Source organism: Streptomyces sp. WAC00040 (assembly GCF_056835925.1).
The window spans coordinates 378664-402345 of the sequence record NZ_JAKQZE010000003.1; the positions used below are offsets into that span (position 1 = coordinate 378664).

Here is a 23682-nt window from a genome sequence, read left to right on the forward strand (position 1 = left end):
GGCGCCATGAGCTCCTCCACTGGGCCTGCACCCGGCCTGCCTGTACGAATGCCGCGACCCCGCCAGTCCGGGCGACACCGTCGCCCGGAGCCCGTGGCGGCTCCCGAGGGCGCCCCCGCCCTCGTGCTCGCTGTGCCCGGCGCCCCGTCGCCCACCACGCGCAGCCTGGCCGAAGAGGTCATAAGCATCGCCCGGTCCGAGCTGCCCGGCCTCGATGTCGCCATCGGCTACCTCGACGGTGACGACGCCGAGTACCCCGCGCTGCGGACCGTGCTCGCGCACACCGCCGCCCGGCGTACAGAGCGCTACGAGATCGCCAAGGCCGCCGGCCGCGACGTGGCGGCGCCAGAGGGTCCCGCCGCGGTCGTGGTGCCGCTGCTGGCGGGCCCGGACAACGCGCTGATGCGCCGCGTCCGCCAGGCCGTCATGGACAGCCGCGCCGCCGTGGAGCTGACCGACGTCCTCGGCCCGCATCCGCTGCTGGCGGAGGCCGTGCACGTACGCCTCTCAGAGGCAGGGCTGGCCCGCGCCGACCGTGCCCGGCTGTTCACGGTGGCCACCGCCGCCGACGGCATCATCCTGGCCACCGTGGGCGGCGAGGAAGCGGTGCAGGCCGCGGGAATCACCGGCATGCTGCTCGCCGCCCGCCTGGCCGTGCCGGTGATGGCCGCCGCGCTCGACGAGGAGGGCTCTGTCGCCGCGATCGCGGAGCAGCTGCGTGGCTCCGGGTCGATGCAGCTGGCCCTCGCCCCGTACCTGGTGGGTCCGGAGCTGCCCGCAGGTCTGCTCGACGCCGCCGCGAAGGACGCGGGCTGTGCGGCCGCCGAGGCGCTCGGCGCGTACCCGGCGATCGGCAAGCTGGTGCTGTCGCAGTACACGACCGCGCTGGGCATCGCGCCGCAGCCCGGGACGCCGTCCCACTGACGCCACCGGGCGGCGGACGCGGCCGACGAGGAGCAGCACACCGCAGGGCCCGGGCCGGGCGACATGAGTCGCCCGGCCCGGGCCCTGCGTGTACGAAAGGCATCGCGTGCCGGCGCGCGCCCGGTTGACCGGCGCGGGTACGAGCGGTGCCGCTCACCGGCTGCCGGCGGCCGGTGAGGACACCGCGGTCCTCGATACCGTGCGGGCGCCCACCGTGCCGGTCGTCGCCCGTGCCCGGCGGCGGCCCGGTCGGCGGCCAGGGCGCACGCCCGGAAGACCCCGTCCGTCCGGGAGGGTCAGGCGAAGACCACGCATGAAGCCGCCGGGACGGCGAGCGACCCGCTGCGGTGCGGGATGCCGGTGGCCGGGTCGACAGCGAACCAGGTCACATCGCCCGAGCGCTCGTTCGCCACGTAGAGCCGGCGGCCCGTCGGGTCCAGCGTCAGATCCCGCGGCCAGTGCCCGCCGCACGGCACGTTCGTGACGAGCGTCGCCCGCTCCCCCGTCGCGTCGAGCGCGAGCACGGCGATGCTGTCGTGCCCACGGACCGCGGCCCACAGGTGCCGGCCGTCGCGCGAGACGACCGGCGCGGAAGGGTGGACGGGGCCCGTCGTGCCGTCCGGGACCACCCTCGTCTCGCTGACCGGTTCCAGCAGGCCGGCGGCCGGGTCCCAACGGCAGAGGGTGACTGTCGGCTGGAGCTCGCCGAGTACGTAGGCGTGCCGCCCGTCCGGATGAAAGGCGAGGTGGCGGGGTCCGGTCCCCGGCCGCAGCGGCGCCTCCCGGTGGAGGGTCAGGGCGTCCGCGGCGGTGTCGAGCGCGCAGGTCCGTACGGAATCGGTCCCGAGGTCCACGCTGAGCACCCAGCGCCCGGTCGGATCCGGCAGTACCTGGTGGGCGTGCGGCGTACTCTGTCGCTCGGCCACGGGGCCGTGCCCCTCGTGCCGCATGACTCCACCGAGGGGTCCGGGCGCGCCGTCCGTTCCGACAGGCAGCACGCTCACGCTGCCGGAGCCGTAGTTGGCGGTCATCAGGTGCCCTTGCGAGACCGCGATGTGCGTCGGGGACGCGCCGCCCACCGGCACCCGACGGCCGATGGGCCGCGGATCGCCGCCGGTGGCGGCGAAAGCCGCCACCGCCCCGTCCGCCGTCTCGGAGACCGCGTAGAGGACGGTTCCGGCCGGCGTCGTGACGGCGGCCAGGTAGGAGGGATCGGCGAGGACGTCGCTCGCTCCTGTCCCGGTGAGTGCTCCGGTCACCGGATCCACGGTCGCGGCCACGATGCCGCGCCCTCCCGCCGAGGTGAACGAGCCGATGAAAGCCCGTCCCGCACTGTTGTCCGCCACTGTGCCGCCCCTCTTCGGCCCGTCGGCCGTCCGTCACCGATCACTGCTGCCGCCACGAAGGTAGCAGGTTGGTCCAGACCAATCCGCCGGTCGGGGTGACCGATGGGACCGCTCGTGAGGGAACGGCTCAGGCCGCTACGAGCGGCGCGCGCGGCGACGTGCGTACGGGAGCGGCCAGCTCCGCGAGCGCGCGCTCCAGGCCGTGGAGGTGCGCGAGTGCGGCCTCGGCCCCCGGGTGGTGCCCGGGGGCGGGAGTGACCGCCACGGCCGCAGGGGCGGAGGGCGGCGCCACCAGGGCGTGGACCGCCGCCTCCACGCGCCGGCAGGCCGCCGCGAGGCGGGCGTCGTGCGAGGCCCGGGGATCCGCCGCGACCGCGGCGAGCCCCCGTACCTCGCGGGCGCAGTCGTCGAGGAGCGCCAGCACCCGGCGGGCACGCGCCTTGCGGGCGCGAAGCGGCGACAGGGGGTGCGTCAGCGGGGCGAGCGACAGGCGGACCCTGGTGAGCAGCCCTTCCAGCTCGGTGACGTGCGGGGCCGGGTCGGCGTCCACGGCGCCGGCCAGACGTGCGGCGGCCTCCGCGGTGCAGCGGTGAACACTGCGCACTGCCTGCTCGATCCAGGCATGGGTGGTGGCGTGCGTGGTGACGGGAAGGACGAGCAGCACTGCGAGCATCGCGCCCGCCGCGCCCACGGCCGTCTCGGCGAGGCGGAGCAGGAGCAGCGCCGGCTCGAGGAAGCCGAGGAGCCCGTACAGCAGGCTGACCAGGACCGTCACGGCGAACATCATCCAGCTGTACGAGACAGCGGCGGTGTAGAAGATGCCGAAGACGCACGCCGCGGTGAGCACCGCCGTGGGGACGGTCGCCCCGTGCAGCGGGACGGCGACGAGAACACCGGCGCCGATCCCGAGGAACGTACCGAGGACCCGGCGGAAGCCGCGGACCAGCGTCTCCCCGCGCGAGGAGGTGTTGACGAACACCCACCAGGAGGCGCCGACGGCCCAGTACCAGCGGTCGCCGGAGACGACCTGGCCGACGACCAGTGCGAAGGCCCCGCCCGCCACTGCCTGGACGGCCTGCCGTGTGGTGATCCGGGCGAGCCCCGAGCCGCCGGGCAGTACCGGGACGACCGGCGGCGGCATGCGCCGCTCGTAGCACCAGAGCCCGAAGCGGACGGCCGAAGCCGCCAGCACGGCCAGGATCACGGCGGCGTACACCTCGGGGAGCTGCCGGGGCGCGGTGCGCAGGAACTGCGCCACGAAGAACGTCATGAAGGCGAAGGTGCCGAGCGCGTGACCGCGCGGACCCCAGCGCCGGGCGTACACACCGGCGCCGGCCACGGCGAGGAAGGCAAGGTCGCGGGGCACGGCGTGATCGTGCAGGCCGGCGGCGAGAGCCAGTACGGGAAGGCCGACAGCGGGCAGCAGCGCGGTGGTGACGGCCTGGCCGCGTACCGTGCGGTCGGTGACGGTGAACAGGGCGAGGAGCGCGGAGAGCCCGCCGGTGACGACCGCGGGCAGAGCGAGACCGGCGAGAGCGCAGACCGCGACCGCCAGGCCGGTGCCGAGCACGGCCCGGACGGCGCTGCGCAGGCGCAGCCGTCCGGGATCCGCGGCGACGAACATCCTCTTCAGCACTGCTTACCGTCCCCTTTTCGTTCGGGCATGAAAAAGGCGCCACGGAATCCCGCAGCGCCATCGACGTATCTATGACACCATCCGGCGGCCCGCTGGCTCAACTCATCCGGATCAGACTGTGCCATTGGCTCAGCAGAGCGCACGGTCGTCGGCCGCGGGGCCGGCCATTGGCCCACGACCCCCGGCGTTGCCCGACCGAGGGACCCCGGAGCCCGGCGCGGCACCGTCCCGCCCGCAGCGGCTGCGCGACACTCCAGCCATGCCCCGCCCGGCCATGGCCGCCGCGCCGCTCCCTCCGTGGCATGCCCCCTCCATGCCCCTGCTCGCGCCGGCCCCGCCCCCACCCGCGCGTGCCTTTCGCCCCCGGGTCTTCGCCTCTAGTGGGTCTTCGCCGTCCATGGGTACCCGCCGACTTCCGGACGGCGGCGGCGGCACGGGCCGAGGAGGCACCGGCAGAAGGGCGGCCGGCGTACCGGACGACAGGCACAGGAGGTGCGGTCCCATGGCAACGGCAACGGAGACGGTCGCCATCGACGCCGGCGACGTCACCCTGACGGGTGATCTGGTGCTGCCGGAGGCGGCTCCGGGCATCGTGTGCTTCGCCCACGGGAGCGGCAGCTCGCGGCACAGCCCGCGCAACCGGCAGGTGGCAGAGACGCTGCAGCGGGCCGGCCTCGGCACGCTGCTCATGGACCTTCTCAGCGAGGACGAGGAACGCGTGGACCGGGTGACCGCCGAGCTGCGCTTCGACATCCCGCTGCTCGGCCGGCGTGTGAAGGCGGCCGTCGACCGGATCACCGAACGGCCGGACACCGGGTCCCTGCCGGTGGGTCTCTTCGGCGCGAGCACGGGCGCCGCCGCCGCGCTCGTCGCGGCAGCGGCCAGAGCGGACCGGGTGAGCGCCGTGGTGTCACGCGGCGGCCGCCCGGACCTGGCGGGCACCGCGCTCCGCAGGGTGCGCGCTCCGGTGCTGCTGATCGTGGGCGGGGAGGACCGCGAGGTGCTCGAGCTGAACGAGCAGGCCGCCGAGCAGCTGAGCGCCGAGTACCGCGTCCATGTGATCCCGGGCGCGACCCATCTCTTCGAGGAACCGGGGACCTTGGAGGCGGCGGCGGACGCGGCCCGGGACTGGTTCCTGCGCATGGGCGGTGCCGGAGGGCGGTGAGCTGGGGGCACGGCCACCGGGATACTGGTCGTGCTCGATCGGCTTGCTGACCACGAGAGGCAGACGCATGGTGGACGACGCGCAGGGGAAAGGCAGTTGGGGGCGGCGGGGCACAGGCGGGCGGCACGCTGTCGTCGTCGGCGGGAGCCTCGCCGGGCTGCTGGCCGCGCATGTGCTCGCGGATCACGCCGACACGGTGACGCTCGTCGAGCGGGACCGCTTGCCCGAGGACGCCGCATCGCGCCCCGGTGTTCCGCAGGGACAGCACCCCCATGTGCTCCTGGAGGGCGGTCAGCTCGCGCTGGAGGACCTGCTGCCCGGCTTCATGGCCGAGTTGAGGGCGTCGGGTGCGCCCCGGATCGGTATGCCGTCGGACATGGTCCAGTGGCAGGGCGGCCATTGGTTCAGCCGTACGGAGGCCACGACGCACCTATACACCGGCTCGCGCGGGCAGGTGGAGCATCTGGTGCGCCGGCGTGTCCTCGCCCGGCCCTCGATCCGGGTCCTCACCTCGACCGAGGCCGTCGGCCTGCTCGGCGACTCCACGCGCGTACGGGGCGTCCTGGTGCGCGACCGCGGCGCGGGGGCCGGCCAGGAGCCGCGGCCGCTGGAGGCGCACCTGGTGGTGGACGCTTCGGGACGGGCGTCGCGCGCCCCCCAGTGGCTGTCGGCGATCGGGGCGGAGCCGGCGCAGGAGGAGACCATCGACACGGGCCTCGCGTACGCCTCCCGCGTCTATCACAACGGGAGCGGCAACCTCGGTTCCCAGTCGCTCGGTTACTACGTCCTGCCCGGACCGTCGCAGGTGCACGGGGGCGGGGTGCTGCCGTTGGAGGACGGCCGCTACCTGGTGACCCTTTCGGGCCTGCGGGGTGACGAACCCCCCACGGACGAGGAGGGCTTCACCGCGTACGCGGCCCGCCTCCCGCACCCCTTCATCCACGACTGGCTGCGCGCGGCGCGGCCGGAGGCACCGGCGTTCGGCTTCCGCGGCACGTCGAACCTGCGCCGCCGCTACGACCGGCCGGGCCGCCGTCCCGCCGGTTTCCTCGCTACGGGCGACGCGCTGTGCACGTTCAACCCCATCTACGGGCAGGGCATGGCGGTGGCCGCGATGAGCGCGGTGGCACTGCGCGACGCGCTGACCGACCACCGCCGTACACCGACGACACGCCGGGTCCAGCGTGCGCTGCTGGAGGCGTCACGGCAGGCGTGGGACATCTCGGCGGGGGCGGACAAGAAGATGCCCGGGGCGGTGGGCAGCGCCGTCACCGCCACCCCGGCCGACCGGGCTGCCGGCTGGTACCTGTCCCGCGTCCAGCACCGCTACCCGGGGGACCCGGTCGTCGGACAGGCGTTCCGTTCCGTGCTGACGCTGACCACTCCGCTCAGCACCCTGTTCGCGCCGAAGGTGCTCCGGGCGGTGCTCCTCGGCCCGCCGCCCAGGACGCCCGCCGAGCCCCCGATGACAAGGGAGGCCACGCTGCGCTGAGAGTTGCGCGCCTCCGTGCGGCGACGCCCGGAAAGCGCCTCAAGTGTTAGAAAAGAGACATGACCGGGCCGACCGCCCGGTCCGGAGTGCGGTAAGTGGCTCTCGCCGGCGCATCAGCCCGGCGTCGGCGCCCATCTCCGGGAAGTGGAGCGCTATGAACGGGCACAGGCCCGACACATCGAGGCGCCCGCTGTGGGGACCGCGGGAGTCCCTGCTGGGCGCGCGCAGCGTCGCCGGGCAGGTACTCCTCCTGCAGATGGTGGTCGCCGTGCTGCTGATCATCGCCGCGGTCGCCGCGCTGGTGATCCAGGCACGGAGCAACAGCGAGCAGGACGCGGAGAACCGCTCCCTGGCGACGGCCACGGCCTTCGCCCACGCTCCCGGAACGGCGGCCGCGCTCAGGTCGCCGGACCCCACTGCCACGCTCCAGCCGCTCATCGACGGTGCGAGCCGGGAGGCGGGGGTCGACTTCATCACCGTGATGTCGAAGAACGGCACCCGCTACGCCGATACCGACCCGCGCCTGATCGGCGTGCGGAATCTGGGCGTCGAGCGGGCCGCCGCAGGTGAGGCCTTCACCGAGATCTACGAAGGCGCTCCCAGCGACGCGGCACGGGCGGTCGTACCCGTCGCCGACTCCCAGGGCACGGTCATCGGCCTGGTCGGGGCGGGCGTCCAGATCGAGAACGTGGGCAACGCGGTGGACCGGCAGCTCCCGATGCTCCTGTTCTCCGCGGCCGGTGCGCTGGCGCTGGCCACGGGCAGCGCCCTCCTGGTGAGCCGCCGGCTGCGCCGCCAGACGCACGGCATCGGTCCCGCCGAGATGACCCGGATGTACGAGCACCACGACGCGGTCCTGCACGCGGTGCGCGAAGGCGTTCTGATCGTCGGGGGTGACGGGCGGCTGATGCTGGCCAACGACGAGGCCCGCAGGCTCCTCGAGCTGCCGCCGGACGCGGATGGACGCCTCGTCACCGACCTCGGCCTCGACAGCGGCATCGCCGCTCTGCTGGCCTCCCACCGAGCCGTGACCGACGAGGTGCACACGGCCGGGGACCGGCTGCTCGCGGTGAGCACCCGACCCACCGCTCCGTACGGCGGGCACTCCGGCAATGTGGCGACCCTGCGGGACACCACGGAACTGCGGGCCCTGTCCGGCACCGCCGAGACCGCCCGGCAGCGTCTGAAGATCCTCTACGACGCCGGCGGACGGATCGGCACCACACTGGACGTGGTGCGGACCGCGGAGGAGTTGTCCCGCGTGGCGGTCCCGCGGTTCGCGGACTTCGTCACGGTCGAGCTGCTGAACCCGGTGCTGCACGGTGACGAGCCGTCGGGTGCTCCCACGGAGATGCGCCGTGCCGCGCTGACCGGCATCCGCGCGGACCACCCGTTCCAGCCGGTGGGTGACGTGATCCGCTTCCTCTCCCCGGCCACGCCGATGTCCGAGGCACTGTCGGGCGGGCACGCGGTGCTCGAGGCCGATCTGACCGTCGCGAACGGCTGGCGCGCCCAGGACCCGAAAGGGGCGGACAACGCCCTCGCGTACGGCGTCCACTCGCTGATCACGGCTCCCCTTCAGGCCCGCGGCGTGGTGCTGGGGATGGTCAACTTCTGGCGTTCCCAGCGCGAGGAGCGTTTCGGCGAGGAGGATCTGTCCTTCGCCGAGGAACTGGCCGCACGGGCCGCCGTCGCCATCGACAACGCGCGCCGCTTCACGCGCGAGCACACGATGGCCGAAACCCTCCAGCGAAGTCTGCTGCCCCATGGCCTGCCCAGTCAGACCGCGGTCGACATCGCCTACCGGTATCTGCCGGCGCAGGCCCGGGTCGGCGGCGACTGGTTCGACGTCATCCCGCTGCCCGGGGCGCGGGTCGCTCTCGTCGTCGGAGACGTCGTGGGCCATGGACTGCACGCCGCGGCGACGATGGGCCGGCTGCGCACCGCGGTCCACAACTTCTCCACGCTCGACCTGCCGCCGGACGAACTCCTCGCCCGTCTCGATGAATTGGTGGGCCGTATCGACCAGGACGAGCCGGGCGGGGGCACTGAGGGGATCACCGGCGCCACCTGCCTCTATGCCATCTACGACCCGGTCTCCGGCCTGTGCACGCTGGCGACGGCCGGGCATCTGCCGCCGGCCCTCGTGCGCCCGGACGGCAGCGTGGAGTTCCTGCGCCTGCCCGTGTCCCCGCCACTGGGCCTGGGCGGCCTGCCGTTCGAGTCCTCGGAGGTGCGACTGCCCGAGGGGAGCCGTCTCGTCCTGTACACCGACGGCCTCGTGGAGCATCGCCACCGCGATCTGGATGCCGGTTTCCACGCACTCAGCACGACGCTGGCAGGCCGCCACGACGAGACCCCCGAGGAGACCTGCGAGGCCGTGTTCGACGCCATGGTGCCGGCGACGCGGCGGGACGACATCGCCCTGCTGGTGGCCCGCACCCGGCTGATCGACAGGAGCCGGATCGCCACCTGGGACGTCCCGCGCGACCCCGCGGCCGTGGCGCCCGTCCGCAGCGCGTGCAGCAGGAAGCTGGACGAGTGGGGGCTCGAGGAGGCCGGATTCACCACCGAGCTGGTGCTGAGCGAGCTGATCACCAACGCCATCCGGTACGGGAGCGAGCCGATCCGCGTGCGGCTGCTCTACGAGCGGACCCTCATCTGCGAGGTGTCCGACGGCAGCAGCACCTCGCCGCACCTGAAGCGGGCGGCCACCACCGATGAGGGCGGGCGCGGCCTGTTCCTCGTGGCTCAGCTGTCCGCGCGGTGGGGAACGAGGTACACGGCGACGGGAAAGGTGATCTGGACGGAACAGTCGCTGACCGACGGGCAGGTGCCGCCCGGCGGCACGCTGCTGGACGACTTCGAGTGGTGAGCGCCGGGCGCACCGGCGGGCCCAGGCCCGGCCGACTGGGCCATTGGTACCGTGGGGGTCCGGAAAACGCGCCGCGGAAGGGCCCGACGGACCATGGCGGTGGACGAACTCGACACCCGCATCCTGCGGCTGCTGATCGAGCAGCCGCGCACCAGCGTGCGCGAGTACGCCCGCATCCTCGGCATCGCCCGCGGGACGCTGCAGGCCAGGATCGACCGCCTGGAGCGCGACGGCGTGATCACCGGGACGGGCCCCTACCTCTCCCCCCGTGCGCTGGGGCATCCGGTACTGGCCTTCGTCCACATCGAGGTCACCCAGGGGCATCTGGACGAGGTGGGCGATGCCCTGGCGGCCGTGCCGGAGATCATCGAGGCGTTCTCGATCACTGGCGGCGGAGACCTGCTCACCCGGGTCGCCGCACGGGACAACGGGCATCTCGAGGACGTCATCCAGCGGCTGATCAATCTGCCCGGCGTGGTGCGGACCCGTACCGAGATGGCCCTGCGCGAGCGAGTGCCCTACCGGCTGCTGCCGCTGGTCGAGGCCGTCGGCCGGTCGACCGGTACGCCGCGCTGAACCGGCGCTTGGCATGCTGGACGGCATGAGCACTGCGCGTACCCCTTCGGTGATCTTCGATCTCGACGGCACACTCGTGGACAGCGAGCCGAACTACTTCGAAGCGGGGCGCCGGGTCCTCGCGGCGCACGGAGTGCTCGATTTCGACTGGGAGCAGCACAAGCGGTTCATCGGCATCGGCACGCGCGAGACGCTGGAGATCCTTCGCGCCCGGTACGCCATCGACGCGCCGCTCGACGACCTGCTGGCCGCGAAGAACCGCGCCTACCTGGAGCTGGCGGGCGCCTCGACGGACGTGTTCCCGCGGATGCGATCGTTCGTGGAACGCCTGTCGGCCCGGGGCGTGCCGATGGCGGTGGCCTCGGGCTCGTCGCCGGCCGCCATCGAGGCCGTGCTCGCCGTCACCGGTCTCGCCAGGCACATCCCCGTGACGGTCTCCGCGGAGGAGGTCGGGCGCGGCAAGCCGGAGCCCGACGTCTTCCTGGAGGCGGCACGTCGCCTGGCCGCGGCGCCGGGCGACTGCGTGGTCGTGGAGGACGCGCCGCCGGGGGCGGCGGCCGCCCGCGCGGCGGGCATGCGGTGCATCGCCGTGCCGTACGTCGAGGACACGGCCGAGGACACGGCGTTCCTCGCGGCGGACCTGCTGTTCAAGGGCGGGCAGCGCGAGTTCACGGCGGAGGCCGCGTACGGGTGGGTCATGGGCGAGGCGTGAGGCCTGTACACGTGCATCGCTCGCCAGACGTGACGGCGGCAGGGCACACCGCTCAGGCGCCACCCTCCCCCAGTTGCCCGCGCAGCCGTTGGGCGCGCAGCACGAGGAGCATCTCGAAGCGGCGGTCGGGGTCGTCGATCACGTCGCCCCACAGTTCGCGGATCTGCCGCAGCCGGTAGCGGGCCGTCTGAGGGTGGATGCCGAGGCGGTGCGCCACCTCGGGTGCCCCGCCCGCGGTCTCCATCCAGGCGAGAAGGGTCTCCGCCAGACGGCGTGCCTGGGCGGGGGCCGCGTCACGCAGCGGCGCGAGGCAGCGGTGGGCCGCCGCGTCGATCAGCTCCCCCGACGGCAGTAGCACCAGTTCCTCCGTGCGCTCCGTGCAGTGCAGCACCTCGCCGTCCGGCAGCAGCCCGCTCTCGATGAGACGGACCGCCGTCTCCGCCCAGCGCAGCGACCTGGCGGCCGCCGCGAGCGGCACCGGGGGGCCGATCGCGCCCGACCAGCCGGCCGTGGCGCGGCGCAGGGTCTCCGAGCGGCCGGCGGTGCACGGTTCCGGCACGACGATGCGCGGCTGCTCGCTCTCCATGTCGAGGAGGATGCCCGGCTCGACGGCCGGTGCGACCGCTTCCCTGGCCGGGCGCACCAGGACGCCGACGGCGACGGTGGCCGGGAGCTCCCAACTGATCCGGGCCGCCCGTTCGGCGAGGGTGCCGGCCGGGTCACCGCGGTGCTCCACGAGCAGCAGGTCGATCAACTGGCGTTGCAGGCGCAGCCGTTCGCCCGCGCGGCGGGCCGCGGCCTCGGCGTAGCCGCGTACCGACTGTTCCACGAGGCCGTCCAGGTACTCGAAGCCGGATTCGGCGAGTTCGTACATGGCGGGCGCGGCGATGTCGACCTGCTGCCCTATCTCGGCGAATCTCCGCCAGGCGAGTCTGACGCCGAGCCGGTAGGTGGCCTGGAGCGAGTCGAGGCTGCGGCCGCCGCGTCCCTCGCCGCGGCCGAACTCCTGGAAGACGTCCGGCGGTACGCGGGGACGCCCGGCGCCGGACGCCAGATTGTGTACGAAGCCTTCGATGGCCCGGCGTATGCCGACGAGTGCCATCGGCTCGCCGGACTCGTCCCCGACGAGCTTCAGTTGCGGGTGCTCGCGTCGTATCTCGCCGAGGATCTCCTCGGCCAGCTCCTGTGCCCCGGCCAGGGCGATGGCGGAGAAACGGTCGACCTGAGCCTTGGGCACCTCGCTCCACGCGGGACGGGTCATCGGGCGGGCCGGCCGGTGTCGTAGCTGATCAGTGGGGTGTTCGGCTGTTCCGGGGTGGCCTGCAGCGCGGCCACGATGCCCAGCGCCGTTCCCACGGCGAGCGCCGTGGCCAACGCTGCGGTGACGGCGGCGGCAAGAAGTCTGCGCATGTCGGGTCAGCTCCTAGCTGGAGGCGATCCCCACCCGTCGGCCGGCCCCCACCGGCTGAACGCACAGTGTTGACAGTACATTGACATTCCGTCAAGTGGCTGCCTACTGTTCTGAGCCCTTGAGGGCTGACCGGCCCGGGGTCCGTGCATCTCCCTGCGAATTCTTTCGATCCAGGAGTGCCGGATGCGCCGTACTGCTTCACCGACCTCGCTTCTGCTCTTCGGGGCAGGGGTCTTCCTGCTCGTACTGGCTCCCCTTCTCGCCTGGTACGTGGCACCCCAGGCCAAGCGGACACCTGTCGACGTCGACACCACGACCGTGTTCACCGGTACCGGCAGCTACTTCGACACCTCCAAGGTGAGAACCGTGCACGGGCAGCGGATCACGGTGACCCGCCAGGTGCGGGGCGACGTGGCCGACAGCGAGAAGAGCGGCAACGCCGTGTGGGACGTGTCCACGTCCGTCGACAGCGACGCCACGCTGCCGGCGGCCGACACCCGCGACTCCTTGCAGTGGACGCTGGAGCGCTGGGTGACCGACCGCGCCACCAACGAGCCGGTGCACTGCTGCGACGAGTCCCCCGCCTTCGACGGCGAGGCCTACCTGAAGTTCCCCTTCGACGTCGAGAAGCGCTCCTACCGCTGGTGGGACGGCACGCTCGGGGGCGTGATCCGGCTCCGCTACAGCGGCACGGCCAAGGTCCGGGGGTACGAGGGGCTGCGGTTCACCGGCAGCGTGCCGCCGACCAGGACCGGGGTGCGCCAGGTGCCGGGGCGGCTGGTCGGCAGGGCCGGGGCCCCGCAGGTGCTGGCCGAGGAGTGGTACGCCAACAGCGGCGTCGAGCTGATCGTGGACCGACGCACCGGGCGGATCATGCACGCCGCCATCGGTCCCCGTAAGACGCTGCGCGCGCCAGGGTCGGACAAGGACGCGGTGGTGCTGCTGGAGAGCGAACGGCTCGCGTTCACCGCGGAGACACAGCGGCAGCAGGTCGCGCTGGCCTCGCGCGACAGCGGCAAGCTCGCCCTCATCGGCTCCACCGCGCCGGTGGGCGCGGCGGCGCTGGGCTCCTTGCTCGCGGTGATCGGCGCGGCGCTGGTCGCACGCGGTCGCCGTCCGGCTCCGGACCGCGCGAATGCTCACCTGATGACGAGTCCGCCCGCCTGAGAGCGGCAGAAGTTGTCATACCGGTGAGTAGCCGCGCGCCGACTGCGTATCCAAACTGGCTGTCCCCACCACAGCACGGCCCCCCGGTCACCCCCACCGTCCCCGACCCGGCACCGCCACCCCCCATTCCCCTCCGCACCCCGAAACGAGTTGGAGCACCCATGCCCCAGCACGTACCTCCCCCACTGCTCGAGGCGCCGCAGCAGCCGCCGGCCCGCCCGCACCAACGCCAGGCCTTGCTCCCGGAGTTGTCCGAGAGCCCCCGGCACATCGTCTTCCTCGCCCATCGGGACCTGGGCAACGCCGCCGCCGGCGGCTCCGAACTGCTCATCGACCAGCTCGCGCAGGGCCTCACCGCGCGGGGCCACCGGATCACACTGCTGTGCGGCGGACCCGCCGTGCACCGGTCGTACCGGGTGGTGTCCGCCGGCGGCGCGCTCGGGCACTACGCCGGCGCACGGTCCGCGTTCGCCCGGCAGGTCGGCGAGTGCGATCTGCTGGTCGAGGTCTGCAACGGCATGCCCTACCTGAGCCCCCTCTGGCACCGCGGACCCACCGTCTGCCTGGTCAACCACGTCCACACCGAGCTCTGGGACATGCGCTTCCCACCACCCGTCGCCCGTGCCGGCCGGCTGCTCGAGCACTGGGCACTCGCTCGCGCGCACCGCGGCAACCTCATGGTGGCCGTCTCCCCGTCCACGGCCGGCGCCCTGCGCGCGATCGGCGTGCCCGACCGGCAGATCCGCGTGGTGCACAACGGCGTCGACGAACCGGCCGCGCGCAGCCCCCGCTCGCGGACGCCGATGTTCCTGGCGCTGGGCCGGCTGGTCGACTACAAGCGCATCGATCTGCTGCTGCACCTGTGGGAACGGGTCCGGCCGGTCACCGGCGGCCGACTCGTCATCGTCGGTGACGGACCCGAGCGGGCCCGTCTGGAGCGACTCGCCGGTGAGGGCGTCGAGTTCACCGGTCATGTGCCGGAGGAGGAGAAGCACCGCCTGCTCTGCGAGTCGTGGCTGCTGCTGCATCCCGCGGCCGTCGAGGGATGGGGTCTCGTGGTGACGGAGGCGGGGGCGCGCGGCACGCCCACGCTGGGCTTCGACGTACCCGGCCTGCGTGATTCCGTCCAGGACGGCGTCACGGGCCTGCTGTGCCGGGGCGAGTCGTCGTTCGCCGCGGCCTGGTGCACGCTGGCGCTCGACTGCGACCGGCGCGAGGACATGGGGAAGGCCGCCGCCGAGCGGGCCGCCGCGTTCCGCTGGAGCAGCACGGTGCGGCAGTTCGAGGCCGTGGCCGCGGAAGCGGTGCACCGCTCACCTGCCCCGCAGGGCCCCGCGCCCGCCGTCACGAACGGCGCACGGACGTGAAGGATCCTTCGTTCCGGCGTTCCCTCACCCTCTTCCGGGCGTTCCTGCGCGAACAGGCCGACCCTGACTCCGCCTACGGGCTGCTCGCCCGCGACGCTGCCGACCAGGTGGAGCGCCATGTGAAGCTGGACGGCCGGGTCGTCGTCGACATCGGCGGCGGCAGCGGTCACTTCACCCGCGAGTTCAGACGGCGCGGCGCCCACAGCTACCTCTTCGAGCCGGACGCCGCCGAACTTGCGGCCGAGCCGGCCGAGGGAACGGTCGTCGCCGACGGATACCTCCTTCCCCTCGCCGAGGGCACGGCCGACGTCTGCTTCTCGTCGAACGTGCTGGAACACGTCGCGGACCCGCGGACCTTCCTGAGCGAGATGGTCCGGGTCACCCGCCCCGGCGGCCTGATCTACGTCTCGTTCACCAACTGGCTCTCGCCCTGGGGCGGTCACGAGTGGGCGCCCTGGCACTATCTGGGCGCCGAGCGGGCCCGTGCCCGGTACGAGCGCCGCAGCGGACGCGCCGCGAAGCACCGGCTCGGCGAGAACCTCTTCGAGATCGGTGTCGGCTCGACACTGCGCCATGTCAGGGGCCGCGGCGATGTGGACCTCGTCTGCGCGCGCTCACGGTACTGGCCGGTCCTGCCGGAGCTCGTCCCGCGCGTCCCCGGCCTGCGTGAGTTCGCCACCTGGAACCTCCTCCTCATTCTCCGGCGGTGTTCATGACCAGCGCTGTCCACACACGACCGCCCGCCCGTCCCGCGGCCGGGGGTCCGCCCTCCGACCGGCCGCGGGGGCCCCGGTCGCGCCGGTGGCTGCTGGGCTTCTGGGCAGCGGTTTTCGTGGCGTTCCTGGCGGTGTCGCCGGGCCGCATGACGTTCGAGACGAAGCTCGGCGTCGTCGCGGACCCGTGGCAGTTCCTCAGCGACCTGAGCGGGCTGTGGCACGACCGGTCCGGCTTCGGCGGCATCGCCGACCAGTACGTCGGCTACGTCGTCCCCATGCTGCCGTTCCACGCCCTGGCCGATGTGCTCCAGCTGCCCGTCTGGCTCGCGGAGCGGCTGTGGCTCTCGATCGTGGTGACGACGGCCTTCTGGGGCGCGCTGCGGCTGGCCGAACGGCTGGAGGCCGGATCGTCGGGCAGCAGGCTCCTCGGCGCGGCCGTCTACGCCCTGTGGCCCACGTACACGATCGTCGTCGGCTCGACCTCCGCGGCCGCGCTGCCCGGCGCGATGCTGCCGTGGGTGCTGCTGCCGCTGACGAACCCGCACACACCGCCGCGGATCGCCGCCGCCCGCTCCGCGTTGCTGATCCCGCTCATGGGCGGTGTGAACGCCGCGTCGACACTGGCCTCACTGCTGCCCGTCGGGCTCTATCTGCTGTGCCGGCCCGGCGGGCCGCGCAAGCGGGCGCTCATCGCCTGGTGGACCCCCTTCGTGGTTCTCGCCACCGCCTGGTGGATCGTTCCGCTGCTGCTCCTCGGTACGTACGGCGAGAACTTCATGCCGTACGTGGAGTCCTCGCAGACCACCACCGCCACGATGTCGGCGACCGAGGTGCTGCGCGGCGCGGGCAACTGGGTCGGCTATCTCAACTTCGGCGAGGCGTGGCTCCCGGCCGGCTGGACCGTCGCCACCTCCGCCGTGGCCGTGCTGTGCTCGGCGCTCGCCGCGGCACTGGGGCTCGCCGGTCTCGCCCGGCGTGATCTGCCCGAACGCCGCTGGCTGGTGGTGACCGTCCTGACCGTCGGCCTCGTCACGCTGGCCGGGTACGGCGGGGCGCTCGGCGGCCCCTTCCACGGGGCCGTGCAGGACTGGCTGAACGGCCCGCTGGTGCCGTTCCGCAACATCTACAAGTTCCAGACGGGAGCCGCCCTTGCCCTGGCGCTGGGCCTCATGCACCTGACCGCCGTCGTCTCGCTCGCCGCGTGGGTCCGCGGGCGCCGGCTCGTCCCGGCGGCGGCCCTGCTCGTACTGCCGGGCCTGTGCTGGCCGTACGTCAACGGCTCGGTCCTCCAGCCCGGTTCGTTCCAGCGGCTGCCCGCGTACTGGGAGACGACCGCCGACTGGCTGGCGGACAACGCGGCACAGGACCGGGCCCTCGTCGTGCCGGCGACCGCGCACGGCATCTACACCTGGGGCTCGCCCATCGACCAGCCGCTCGACGTCCTCGCCCGCTCGCCATGGGCGCAGCGGGACTACGTGCCCTTCGGCACACCGGGCAACCGCCGTGCGATGGACGCCGTCGAGCAGGCGCTCACCTCCGGCGGCGAGGTACCGGGTCTGAGGGCCTTTCTGCACCGGGCCGGACTGCACCACGTCGTGGTGCGCAACGACCTCGACCCGCGCCAGCTGGGCCATGTCCCGACCACCACGGTGAAACGGACCCTGGAGGCTTCCGGATACAGGCGCGTCGCGGGCTTCGGCCCGGTGCTGACCGGCGGACGTATCGCCGACGACACACCGGTCCAGGTGGAGGGCCTGTTCCCGCGGCAGCGGGCCGTGGAGATCTACGAACCGCCGGCGGGCACCGCACGCCCCGGCAAGGCCCGGCTGACCCCGGCCTCGGCGGCGGCCGTCGTCAGCGGCGGTCCCGAGTCCCTGCTGCCGCTGTCCTCCGGCGGGCGGCTCGACGGCCGGGCGGCCGTACTCGCCGGCGATGAACTTCCGGGCGTGGACCAGCCGTCGCTGTACGCGGCGGGCGACGGGATGCGCCGCGCCGACACCCGCTTCGGACTGGTCAACTCGAACACGTCCCACACCTACACCCGCGAGGAACGCAACGCCCCCGAGGCGGTGCAGGACCCCGGCGCCGAGCCCCGACAGATCCTGCCCCTGCCCGGCCCCGGGCACCAGACCACCGCCGTGCTGCGGGGCGCCGCGTCGGTGACCGCGTCGTCCGCCGGGAACTGGCTCTTCCACCTGCCGCAGTACGACCCGGTCAACGCCTTCGACGGCAATCCCGGCACGGGCTGGGCGGAGGGCTCGCCCGGATCGCCGGCGGGCGAATGGATCAGGATCGACTTCAACGGCCCGACCGACGTCCCGGCCACGCTCCGGCTCACCCCGCTGCCGAGCGGCAACGTCCGGGCAGCGCCGACGGCCGTCCGCGTCGAGACCGACCTCGGCAGCCGTACGAGCACGCTGCGGCCCGACGGCTCGGTGCAGGACGTCGACGCCCCCGCGGGTGCCGCGACCTGGCTGAAGGTCACCGTCCTGGAGTCGCAGCAGGGCCGTCCCGGACTGACCGGCGCAGGGTTCGCCGAGATCTCCGTTCCCGGCGTCCAGGTCACGCGCATGCTCCAGCTCCCCGAGGACGCACCGAAGGAGACCGGCGGCTCGGTCGTCTACTCGCTCCAGCGCGGCAGCGACCCGGGCGGACTGTCCGCCGTCGCCGCCGAGGTGGGGCTGCACCGGCAGTTCACCGCGGCCCGCTCCGGCCCGTACACCGTCCGTGCCACCGCGCTGCCCGTGCCGGGCGAAGCGCTGGACAAGCTGCTGTTCGACCTCACCGGGCAGCGCGACAAGATCGTCGCGAGCGCCGACTCGACGGCGGCCCTGGGGACGAACCTCAGCCCCCGCAACCTCACTGACGGCGACCTCACCACGGCCTGGATCGCCGGTGAGCGCCCCGTGCTCCATCTGTCCTGGCCGAAGAAGACCTCGGTCGGCGAGATGGTCTTCGCGGCGGCCGGCGGGCTCTCCACCCGGCCGGAGCAGGTGCAGATCAGCTCTCCCGACGGGACCGCCGTCGCCGCGGTGGACGAGAACGGCATGGCCCGCTTCCCGCCCATCACCACCGACCGGATGGACATCACCGTCTCGCGGACCGCGCCGCTCACTCTGCACAACCCGGTCGCCGACGACCAGTTGCAGCTTCCGGTCGGCCTGAGCGAGATCCACATCCCGGCCCTCAAGGAGTTCCGCGCACCTCAGCCGGACCCGGAGCGGACGTTCACGCTGCCGTGCGGCAAGGGGCCGGTCCTCTCCGTCGACGGGCAGTTCCTCGAGACCCGTGCCGAAGGACGGGTGGGAGACCTGACCGGGCGCCGGCCCGTCGAGGTCTCCCTCTGCACGGACGGGAGCCGGGTGGACCTCGACGAGCGGACCCACACGGTCGAGGCCGGAGACGCGGGCCCCCTCGCCGTCATCGGCGTCACGCTCACGACCGGCACGCCGGCGTCCCGCGCGGGCGCCGGGACCGACCGCGCCCTGGAGGTCCGGGAAGGCAGTGGCGACCACCGGTCCGTGCGGGTCGGGCCGGGAGACGCCTCGTACCTCCAACTCCACGAGAACCACAACCCCGGCTGGAAGGCCAGGCTGGACGGCGAGGAGCTGACGCCCCTGAGGATCGACGGCTGGCAGCAGGCCTGGCTGGTCCCCGCCGGGAAGGGCGGCACGGTGACGCTCGAGTACGAGCCGTCGTGGATGTACCGCGCCGGTCTGGCGGGCGCCGGGCTGCTGCTCGCCGTGCTGGTGTGCCTCGCGCTCGTCGGACGGCGCGGCCGGGCTGCGGAGCACCCCGTGGCGGCCCCTCCCGCACCCGGGCCGCTGGTCGGCGCCGTGGCCCTGACCGTGGTGGCCGTGGTGGTCGCCGGACCCGTGGCGGTGGTGGTGCCCGTGCTGGCGGTCCTGGCGTGGCTGCGGCCGGCGTTCCTCGTACCGCTCGCGTTCACGGCGATGGCCGGGGCCGGCGCGGTGGCCGCGCTGGGAGCCGGCGACGGGCTGTCGCCGGACCGGGGTGCTTACGGGCCGGCGGCTCAACTCCTCGCCCTCACCGCCTTGTTCGCCGCTCTGGTGAGCGTGGGGCGGGAACGTGGCGGTCCCATGGGCGCCCACCGGTCCGGCGGAGGGCCCGCGCCGCGGGCGCCGGGCCCTGACGAGGGGCGTCCCCCCGGTTCGGGCACACCGGAACCGGGTCCGCCCAGGCCGCCCGGCGTTCCGCCGCCCCCTGCCGCCGGCAGCGGCGGCCCGCCGCGCCGGCATCCCGGAGGGAGTCTCTGATGGCGACGGTCGAGCGCCCCGTGTCCCCCCACGCGGCGGAGCCGGAGCTGCCGCGGGTGCCGTTCCCCGTCGTCGACGAGGTCGCACGGCACTGCGCGCAGGACACGGAACCCAACACGGTGCACATCGAGATCCATCTTCCCGGCGCCGTCGAACCGGACCGGCTGCGCGCCGCGTTCGGGCAGGCCCTGTGCCGCTATCCGCGTGCGCTGATGCGCGAGCGCGCCCGCGGCCCGCTCGCACGGCGCTACGAGTGGGAGCTGACGGGCGGGCCCGACACGGAGGTGGTGACGTTTCCGCCGCGCGCGGCCGGCGCCCTCGCCCGGGCACGGGAACGCGCCCTCGCCGAGGCGCCGCCGCTGACGTCCTCGCCGCCGCTGCGGCTCGAGGTCGTCGAGGAACCCGGCAGGCCCGGCTGTGTGCTGGTGTTCACGCTCAACCACACGGCCCTCGACGGCCCCGCGTGCCTGCGGCTGGCGGCCACGGCCGCGGAGATCTACAGCGGCACGCCGGCCCCTGCCGCACCCCCGCCGGCCCGGCCCGCGCCCCCCGGGCGGCCGCACCGGGCGGGCGGCCCCGCCCTGCCGGGCAGACCCGCGCGGGTCGCGGCGGGTACCCCGGGACCGGTTCCGGGCAACGCGATGCTCGTCACCGAACTGCCGGTGCCCCGGCGGGAGACAGGAGCCCGCTACACGGTCAACGACCAGTTGATGGTGGCCACCGCCCTGATGATCGCCGACTGGAACCGGGCCCATGACGCCCCACGCCGGCCGCTGCGCATCACCATGCCCGTGGACGACCGTAGCCGTGGCCCCGAGATGCCCATCGGCAACGGCACCCGGCTGGTCGAGGTCGGCTTCACGGCCGCCGAGACCGACGGCCTCGACCTCGCGCGACTGCTGCGCCGCACCGCGGAGCGCACACGCGCCCTCAAAGCCGCACCCCGTCCTCAACTTGGTTACGGGGCATCCCTGTTGACGCTTCCCGTACTGCCGGTCGCGGCGCGGGCCGGGCTCACACGTGGTCTGCGGCTGCTGGCCGGGCCGTGGACGTCGACGACACTGCTGAGCAACATCGGCCGCATCCCGTACCCGCTGGACTTCGGCGACGCCGGACGGGCCGTCGCCGTCTGGTTCTCCGCGCCGGCCAGGATGCCGCGCGGGCTCACCGTCACCACCGCCGCCACTGCAGGCCGGCTCCATCTGGTGCTGCGGTGGTCGCGTTCGCTGCTCTGCGACGAGGACGGCGTACGGCTGCGCGAGCTGTTCGCACACCATCTGAAGGCGACGGAGGCCCTGTGACCGGCACCGGCTCACCGTCCTTGCGGGACTTCTACGAGGATCCCGCCGTCCCCGTCGCCTCCGGCGACGCCCGCAGCAGACGCCAGGCACGGCTGCTGGCCGACGCCCTCGGCCCGGCGACGGGGCGGCTCGTGGTCGACGTCGGATGCGGCGACGGCAGCGCGGCGCGGGCCGCGGCGCCGTACCTCGGCAGCCATCGGCTCGTCGGCGTCGACTGGTCGCACGACGCGCTGCGCCGCGCCCGGCCGCACATCGGGAACGTGGTGCGCGGCGAGCTCGACCACGGGCTGCCGTTCGCCGACGGCTGCGCCGACGCGGTGCTGTTCAGCGAGGTCATCGAGCATCTCGTCGACCCGGACCACGCGCTGGACGAACTGCGCCGGATCCTGCGGCCGGCAGGCCATCTGATGCTCTCGACGCCGAACCTCGCGGCCTGGTACAACCGCGCCCTGCTGCTGGCCGGGGTGCAGCCGGTGTTCTCCGAGGTGAGCCTGCGCGGGATCCACGGCCGGCCCGGCTCGCAGGTCGTGGGCCACCTGCGGCTGTACACGGCCCGTGCCCTGCGCTCGTACCTCACGGCCGCCGGATTTCGCGACGTGCGGATCACCGGCGCGCCGTTCCACGGGGTGCCGCGCGGGCTGCGGCTGCTGGACCGGGCGGCGTGCGCGGTTCCCGGCGCGGCGTCCATCCTCCTCGCGCACGCCCGGCGGGGGTAGCGGCCGTGTGGTGGGGCGTGGGCGCGGCACTGCTGGCCAACCTGCTGTACAGCGTGGGATTCGTCCTGGAGAAGAAGGCCCTCGGCCGGCTGCCCGCGCTCTCCGCGGGCAGGCCCGTGCACGTCGTCCTGGTGCTGCTGACAAGTCCGGCGTGGATCGCCGGATCGCTGGCACTGGCCGCCGGGTTCGCGGCCCAGCTGATCGTCTACCGGGCGCTGCCGATCGCGGCCGCCCAGGGAATCTTCGTTTCGGGACTCGTCCTGCTCCTGCTGCTCTCTTCGGCGGTACTCGGCGAACGGCCGTCGGGCCGCGAACGCTACGCGCTCGGCGCGGTGCTCGTGGCGCTGCTGATGGTCGTCGCCTCCGTCCGGGAGGGCGAGGACACGGTGAGCGGCGGAGCTCCGTGGACGCTGGTGCTGCTGGTGAGCGTGCCGACCCTCGCCGCGGGCGTGTGGCTGTACGGCCGGGTCGAGCAGCGCTCCCGCAAGCGCCACCGGCTGCCGACCAACGGCATCGGCTATGGAGTGGCCGTTGGTCTGCTGTACGGGGTCAGCTCGCTGGCGATCAAGGGCGCGTCGAGCCGGCTGACCACGGCCGACGTCGGCGACGCGGCCCGCTCGCTGTTCACGTCGCCCTACCCGTATCTGCTGATGTTCACGGCGGCGGCCGGTCTCGTCATGTCGCAGGCTGCGCTGCAGCGTTGCCGTGCCTCCCTCATCGTGCCCGTATGCACCACGGTGACCTGTCTGTTCACGGCGGTGCTCGGGACGATCACCTTCGGGGAGCGGCTGCCGGAGGATCCGCTGCTGCTGACACTGCGGGTGGCCGGCACGGCGCTTGCGCTGTCCGTGCTGCTCGCCCTCCCCCGCCACGATCCGGCCCCGCGTACCCAGGGACCGCCTCCGGTCACCTGAACCGACCGACCCGACCCGACCGCCGAACCGTAAGGACGTTGCCATGGACGCCGACGACCCGCTGCTGCGCATCCTCGCCTGCCCGCTCGACAAGGGCCCCCTGACACTGCTCGGCGGACAGAACATCCTCTACAACCCGAGGCTGCAGCTGAGTTACCCCATCGTGGACGGCATCCCCCAGCTGCTTCCGTCGTCGGGGAGCAGGGTCACGGAGGACGACCACGCAAGGTATCTGCGGGCGGCCGCCGAGTGACCACTGTCGCGGCGGCGGTCGCCTCCCGCCTGCCCACCCGCTGGGTCGGCTCCGCGGCCTGCGCCCTGTACCCGCGCTTCGAACCGGAACTCGGCCGGCTCGCCGACTTCTGCCCGCGAGGAGGCACGGCGATCGACATCGGCGGCTGGTACGGCCCCTGGTCCCGCCGGCTGGCCGCCCGCTGCGACAGGGTCGTGACCTTGGAACCGGTGCCCCACCTCGCCCGTCATCTGCGGTCGACCCTGCCCGGCAACGCCCGGGTCGTGCAGGCGGCCGCCAGCGACCGGGAGACCACCGCCCGGCGGCTGTGGCTGCCGGCGGGCGACCGAGGGGACCGGGGGGTCTCCTCGCTCGCCCGCCGGGACATCCACTCCCACAGCGTGTCCGTACCGGCGGTCACCGTCGACAGCCTCGGCCTGCGCGACGTGCGGTTCGTGAAGGTGGACGTGGACGGCGAGGAACTCCCGGCGCTCCTCGGCGCCGCGGGCCTTCTGCAACGGGACCGCCCGGCGCTCCTCGTCGAGCTGGAGACCCGTATCCGGCCCATCACCCCGGTGATCGCCCTGCTGACCGGGCAGGGCTACAGGGGCTGGGTACTGGCCGCCCGCTGGTGGATGCCGTTGGACGACTTCGACCTGGCCGGCCACCAGTCGAGGACCGAGCACCTCGTGCACCGGGGGCTCCTGCGCCGGGCACTGGCGCAGCGGGAGGGCCGGTACGTCAATTCGGTGCTCTTCCTGCCGGCGGGACGCGTCCCCGCGGGCACGACGGCCCCCGGGCGACCACTCGCATGACCCCCACAGGAGGAATGAATCCGGTTTGAGGCGTTGATGC

The 23682-nt window shown here is 73.6% G+C and carries 19 protein-coding genes; 15 read left to right on the forward strand and 4 right to left on the reverse strand.

Annotation, left to right across the window (positions count from 1 at the left end; translation table 11 throughout):
- The first annotated feature begins 6 nt into the window (after positions 1–6).
- On the forward strand, positions 7–924 hold the full coding sequence (locus MDN94_RS27105) for a sirohydrochlorin chelatase (protein ID WP_482728523.1): 918 nt from the start codon (positions 7–9) through the stop codon (positions 922–924).
- Positions 925–1220: 296 nt separating this feature from the next.
- Here MDN94_RS27105 and MDN94_RS27110 read toward each other — a convergent pair whose 3' ends face one another.
- Together MDN94_RS27110 and MDN94_RS27115 are read right to left on the reverse strand one after the other, a co-directional pair.
- Positions 1221–2270, reverse strand: coding sequence for a lactonase family protein (locus MDN94_RS27110; RefSeq protein ID WP_482728524.1), 1050 nt, complete (start codon positions 2268–2270; stop codon positions 1221–1223).
- 127 nt (positions 2271–2397) lie between these two features.
- On the reverse strand, positions 2398–3906 hold the full coding sequence (locus tag MDN94_RS27115) for an FUSC family protein (RefSeq protein WP_482728525.1): 1509 nt from the start codon (positions 3904–3906) through the stop codon (positions 2398–2400).
- Between the two features lie 502 nt (positions 3907–4408).
- Here MDN94_RS27115 and MDN94_RS27120 point away from each other — a divergent pair.
- From MDN94_RS27120 to MDN94_RS27140, 5 genes are all read left to right on the forward strand, one after another.
- A complete protein-coding gene (locus MDN94_RS27120; protein ID WP_482728526.1) occupies positions 4409–5071 on the forward strand; it encodes a dienelactone hydrolase family protein in 663 nt (220 codons plus the stop codon).
- A 67-nt stretch (positions 5072–5138) separates the two neighbouring features.
- Positions 5139–6563, forward strand: a complete 1425-nt coding sequence (locus MDN94_RS27125) for an FAD-dependent oxidoreductase (RefSeq protein WP_482728527.1) — start codon at positions 5139–5141, stop codon at positions 6561–6563.
- Positions 6564–6717: 154 nt separating this feature from the next.
- Positions 6718–9438: a SpoIIE family protein phosphatase gene (locus MDN94_RS27130; RefSeq protein WP_482728528.1), complete on the forward strand. Its 2721-nt coding sequence runs from the start codon at positions 6718–6720 to the stop codon at positions 9436–9438.
- Positions 9439–9531: 93 nt separating this feature from the next.
- Complete coding sequence (locus tag MDN94_RS27135; RefSeq protein WP_482728529.1) at positions 9532–10014, forward strand: Lrp/AsnC family transcriptional regulator; 483 nt, start codon at positions 9532–9534, stop codon at positions 10012–10014.
- A 25-nt stretch (positions 10015–10039) separates the two neighbouring features.
- The gene (locus MDN94_RS27140) at positions 10040–10726 is read left to right on the forward strand and encodes an HAD family hydrolase (protein ID WP_482728530.1); all 687 of its coding nucleotides are present in this window, start codon (positions 10040–10042) and stop codon (positions 10724–10726) included.
- A gap of 52 nt (positions 10727–10778) precedes the next feature.
- Here MDN94_RS27140 and MDN94_RS27145 read toward each other — a convergent pair whose 3' ends face one another.
- Both MDN94_RS27145 and MDN94_RS27150 read right to left on the reverse strand, forming a co-directional pair.
- Entirely contained in the window at positions 10779–11987 is a 1209-nt protein-coding gene (locus MDN94_RS27145) for a PucR family transcriptional regulator (protein ID WP_453454979.1), read from the reverse strand.
- On the reverse strand, positions 11984–12136 hold the full coding sequence (locus MDN94_RS27150; protein WP_482728531.1) for a hypothetical protein: 153 nt from the start codon (positions 12134–12136) through the stop codon (positions 11984–11986). Before MDN94_RS27150 ends, MDN94_RS27145 begins: the two co-directional genes overlap by 4 nt.
- 184 nt (positions 12137–12320) lie before the next feature.
- On the opposite strand from MDN94_RS27150, the gene pgfA reads away from it, so the two are divergent.
- The 9 genes from pgfA (at position 12321) to MDN94_RS27195 (ending at position 23642) form a co-directional block, all read left to right on the forward strand.
- Complete coding sequence (gene pgfA / locus MDN94_RS27155; RefSeq protein ID WP_482728532.1) at positions 12321–13304, forward strand: cell envelope lipid trafficking protein PgfA; 984 nt, start codon at positions 12321–12323, stop codon at positions 13302–13304.
- Positions 13305–13465: 161 nt separating this feature from the next.
- On the forward strand, positions 13466–14671 hold the full coding sequence (locus MDN94_RS27160; RefSeq protein WP_482728533.1) for a glycosyltransferase family 4 protein: 1206 nt from the start codon (positions 13466–13468) through the stop codon (positions 14669–14671).
- A complete protein-coding gene (locus MDN94_RS27165) occupies positions 14668–15387 on the forward strand; it encodes a class I SAM-dependent methyltransferase (protein ID WP_482728534.1) in 720 nt (239 codons plus the stop codon). Before MDN94_RS27160 ends, MDN94_RS27165 begins: the two co-directional genes overlap by 4 nt.
- Positions 15384–19664 (forward strand): alpha-(1->3)-arabinofuranosyltransferase domain-containing protein, encoded by a 4281-nt coding sequence (locus tag MDN94_RS27170; protein WP_482728535.1) that lies wholly within the window; start codon positions 15384–15386, stop codon positions 19662–19664. The genes MDN94_RS27165 and MDN94_RS27170 overlap by 4 nt, the downstream gene beginning before the upstream one ends.
- Positions 19664–20965 (forward strand): condensation protein, encoded by a 1302-nt coding sequence (locus MDN94_RS27175; protein ID WP_482728536.1) that lies wholly within the window; start codon positions 19664–19666, stop codon positions 20963–20965. Before MDN94_RS27170 ends, MDN94_RS27175 begins: the two co-directional genes overlap by 1 nt.
- Entirely contained in the window at positions 20962–21681 is a 720-nt protein-coding gene (locus MDN94_RS27180; protein WP_482728537.1) for a class I SAM-dependent methyltransferase, read from the forward strand. Before MDN94_RS27175 ends, MDN94_RS27180 begins: the two co-directional genes overlap by 4 nt.
- Positions 21682–21686: 5 nt before the next feature.
- Entirely contained in the window at positions 21687–22595 is a 909-nt protein-coding gene (locus MDN94_RS27185) for a hypothetical protein (RefSeq protein WP_482728538.1), read from the forward strand.
- A gap of 43 nt (positions 22596–22638) precedes the next feature.
- Positions 22639–22848 carry a Trm112 family protein gene (locus tag MDN94_RS27190; RefSeq protein WP_159694254.1) on the forward strand — a complete coding sequence of 70 codons (210 nt, stop codon included), beginning with the start codon at positions 22639–22641 and terminating at the stop codon, positions 22846–22848.
- Positions 22845–23642, forward strand: coding sequence for an FkbM family methyltransferase (locus MDN94_RS27195; RefSeq protein WP_482728539.1), 798 nt, complete (start codon positions 22845–22847; stop codon positions 23640–23642). Before MDN94_RS27190 ends, MDN94_RS27195 begins: the two co-directional genes overlap by 4 nt.
- Positions 23643–23682 lie beyond the last annotated feature (40 nt).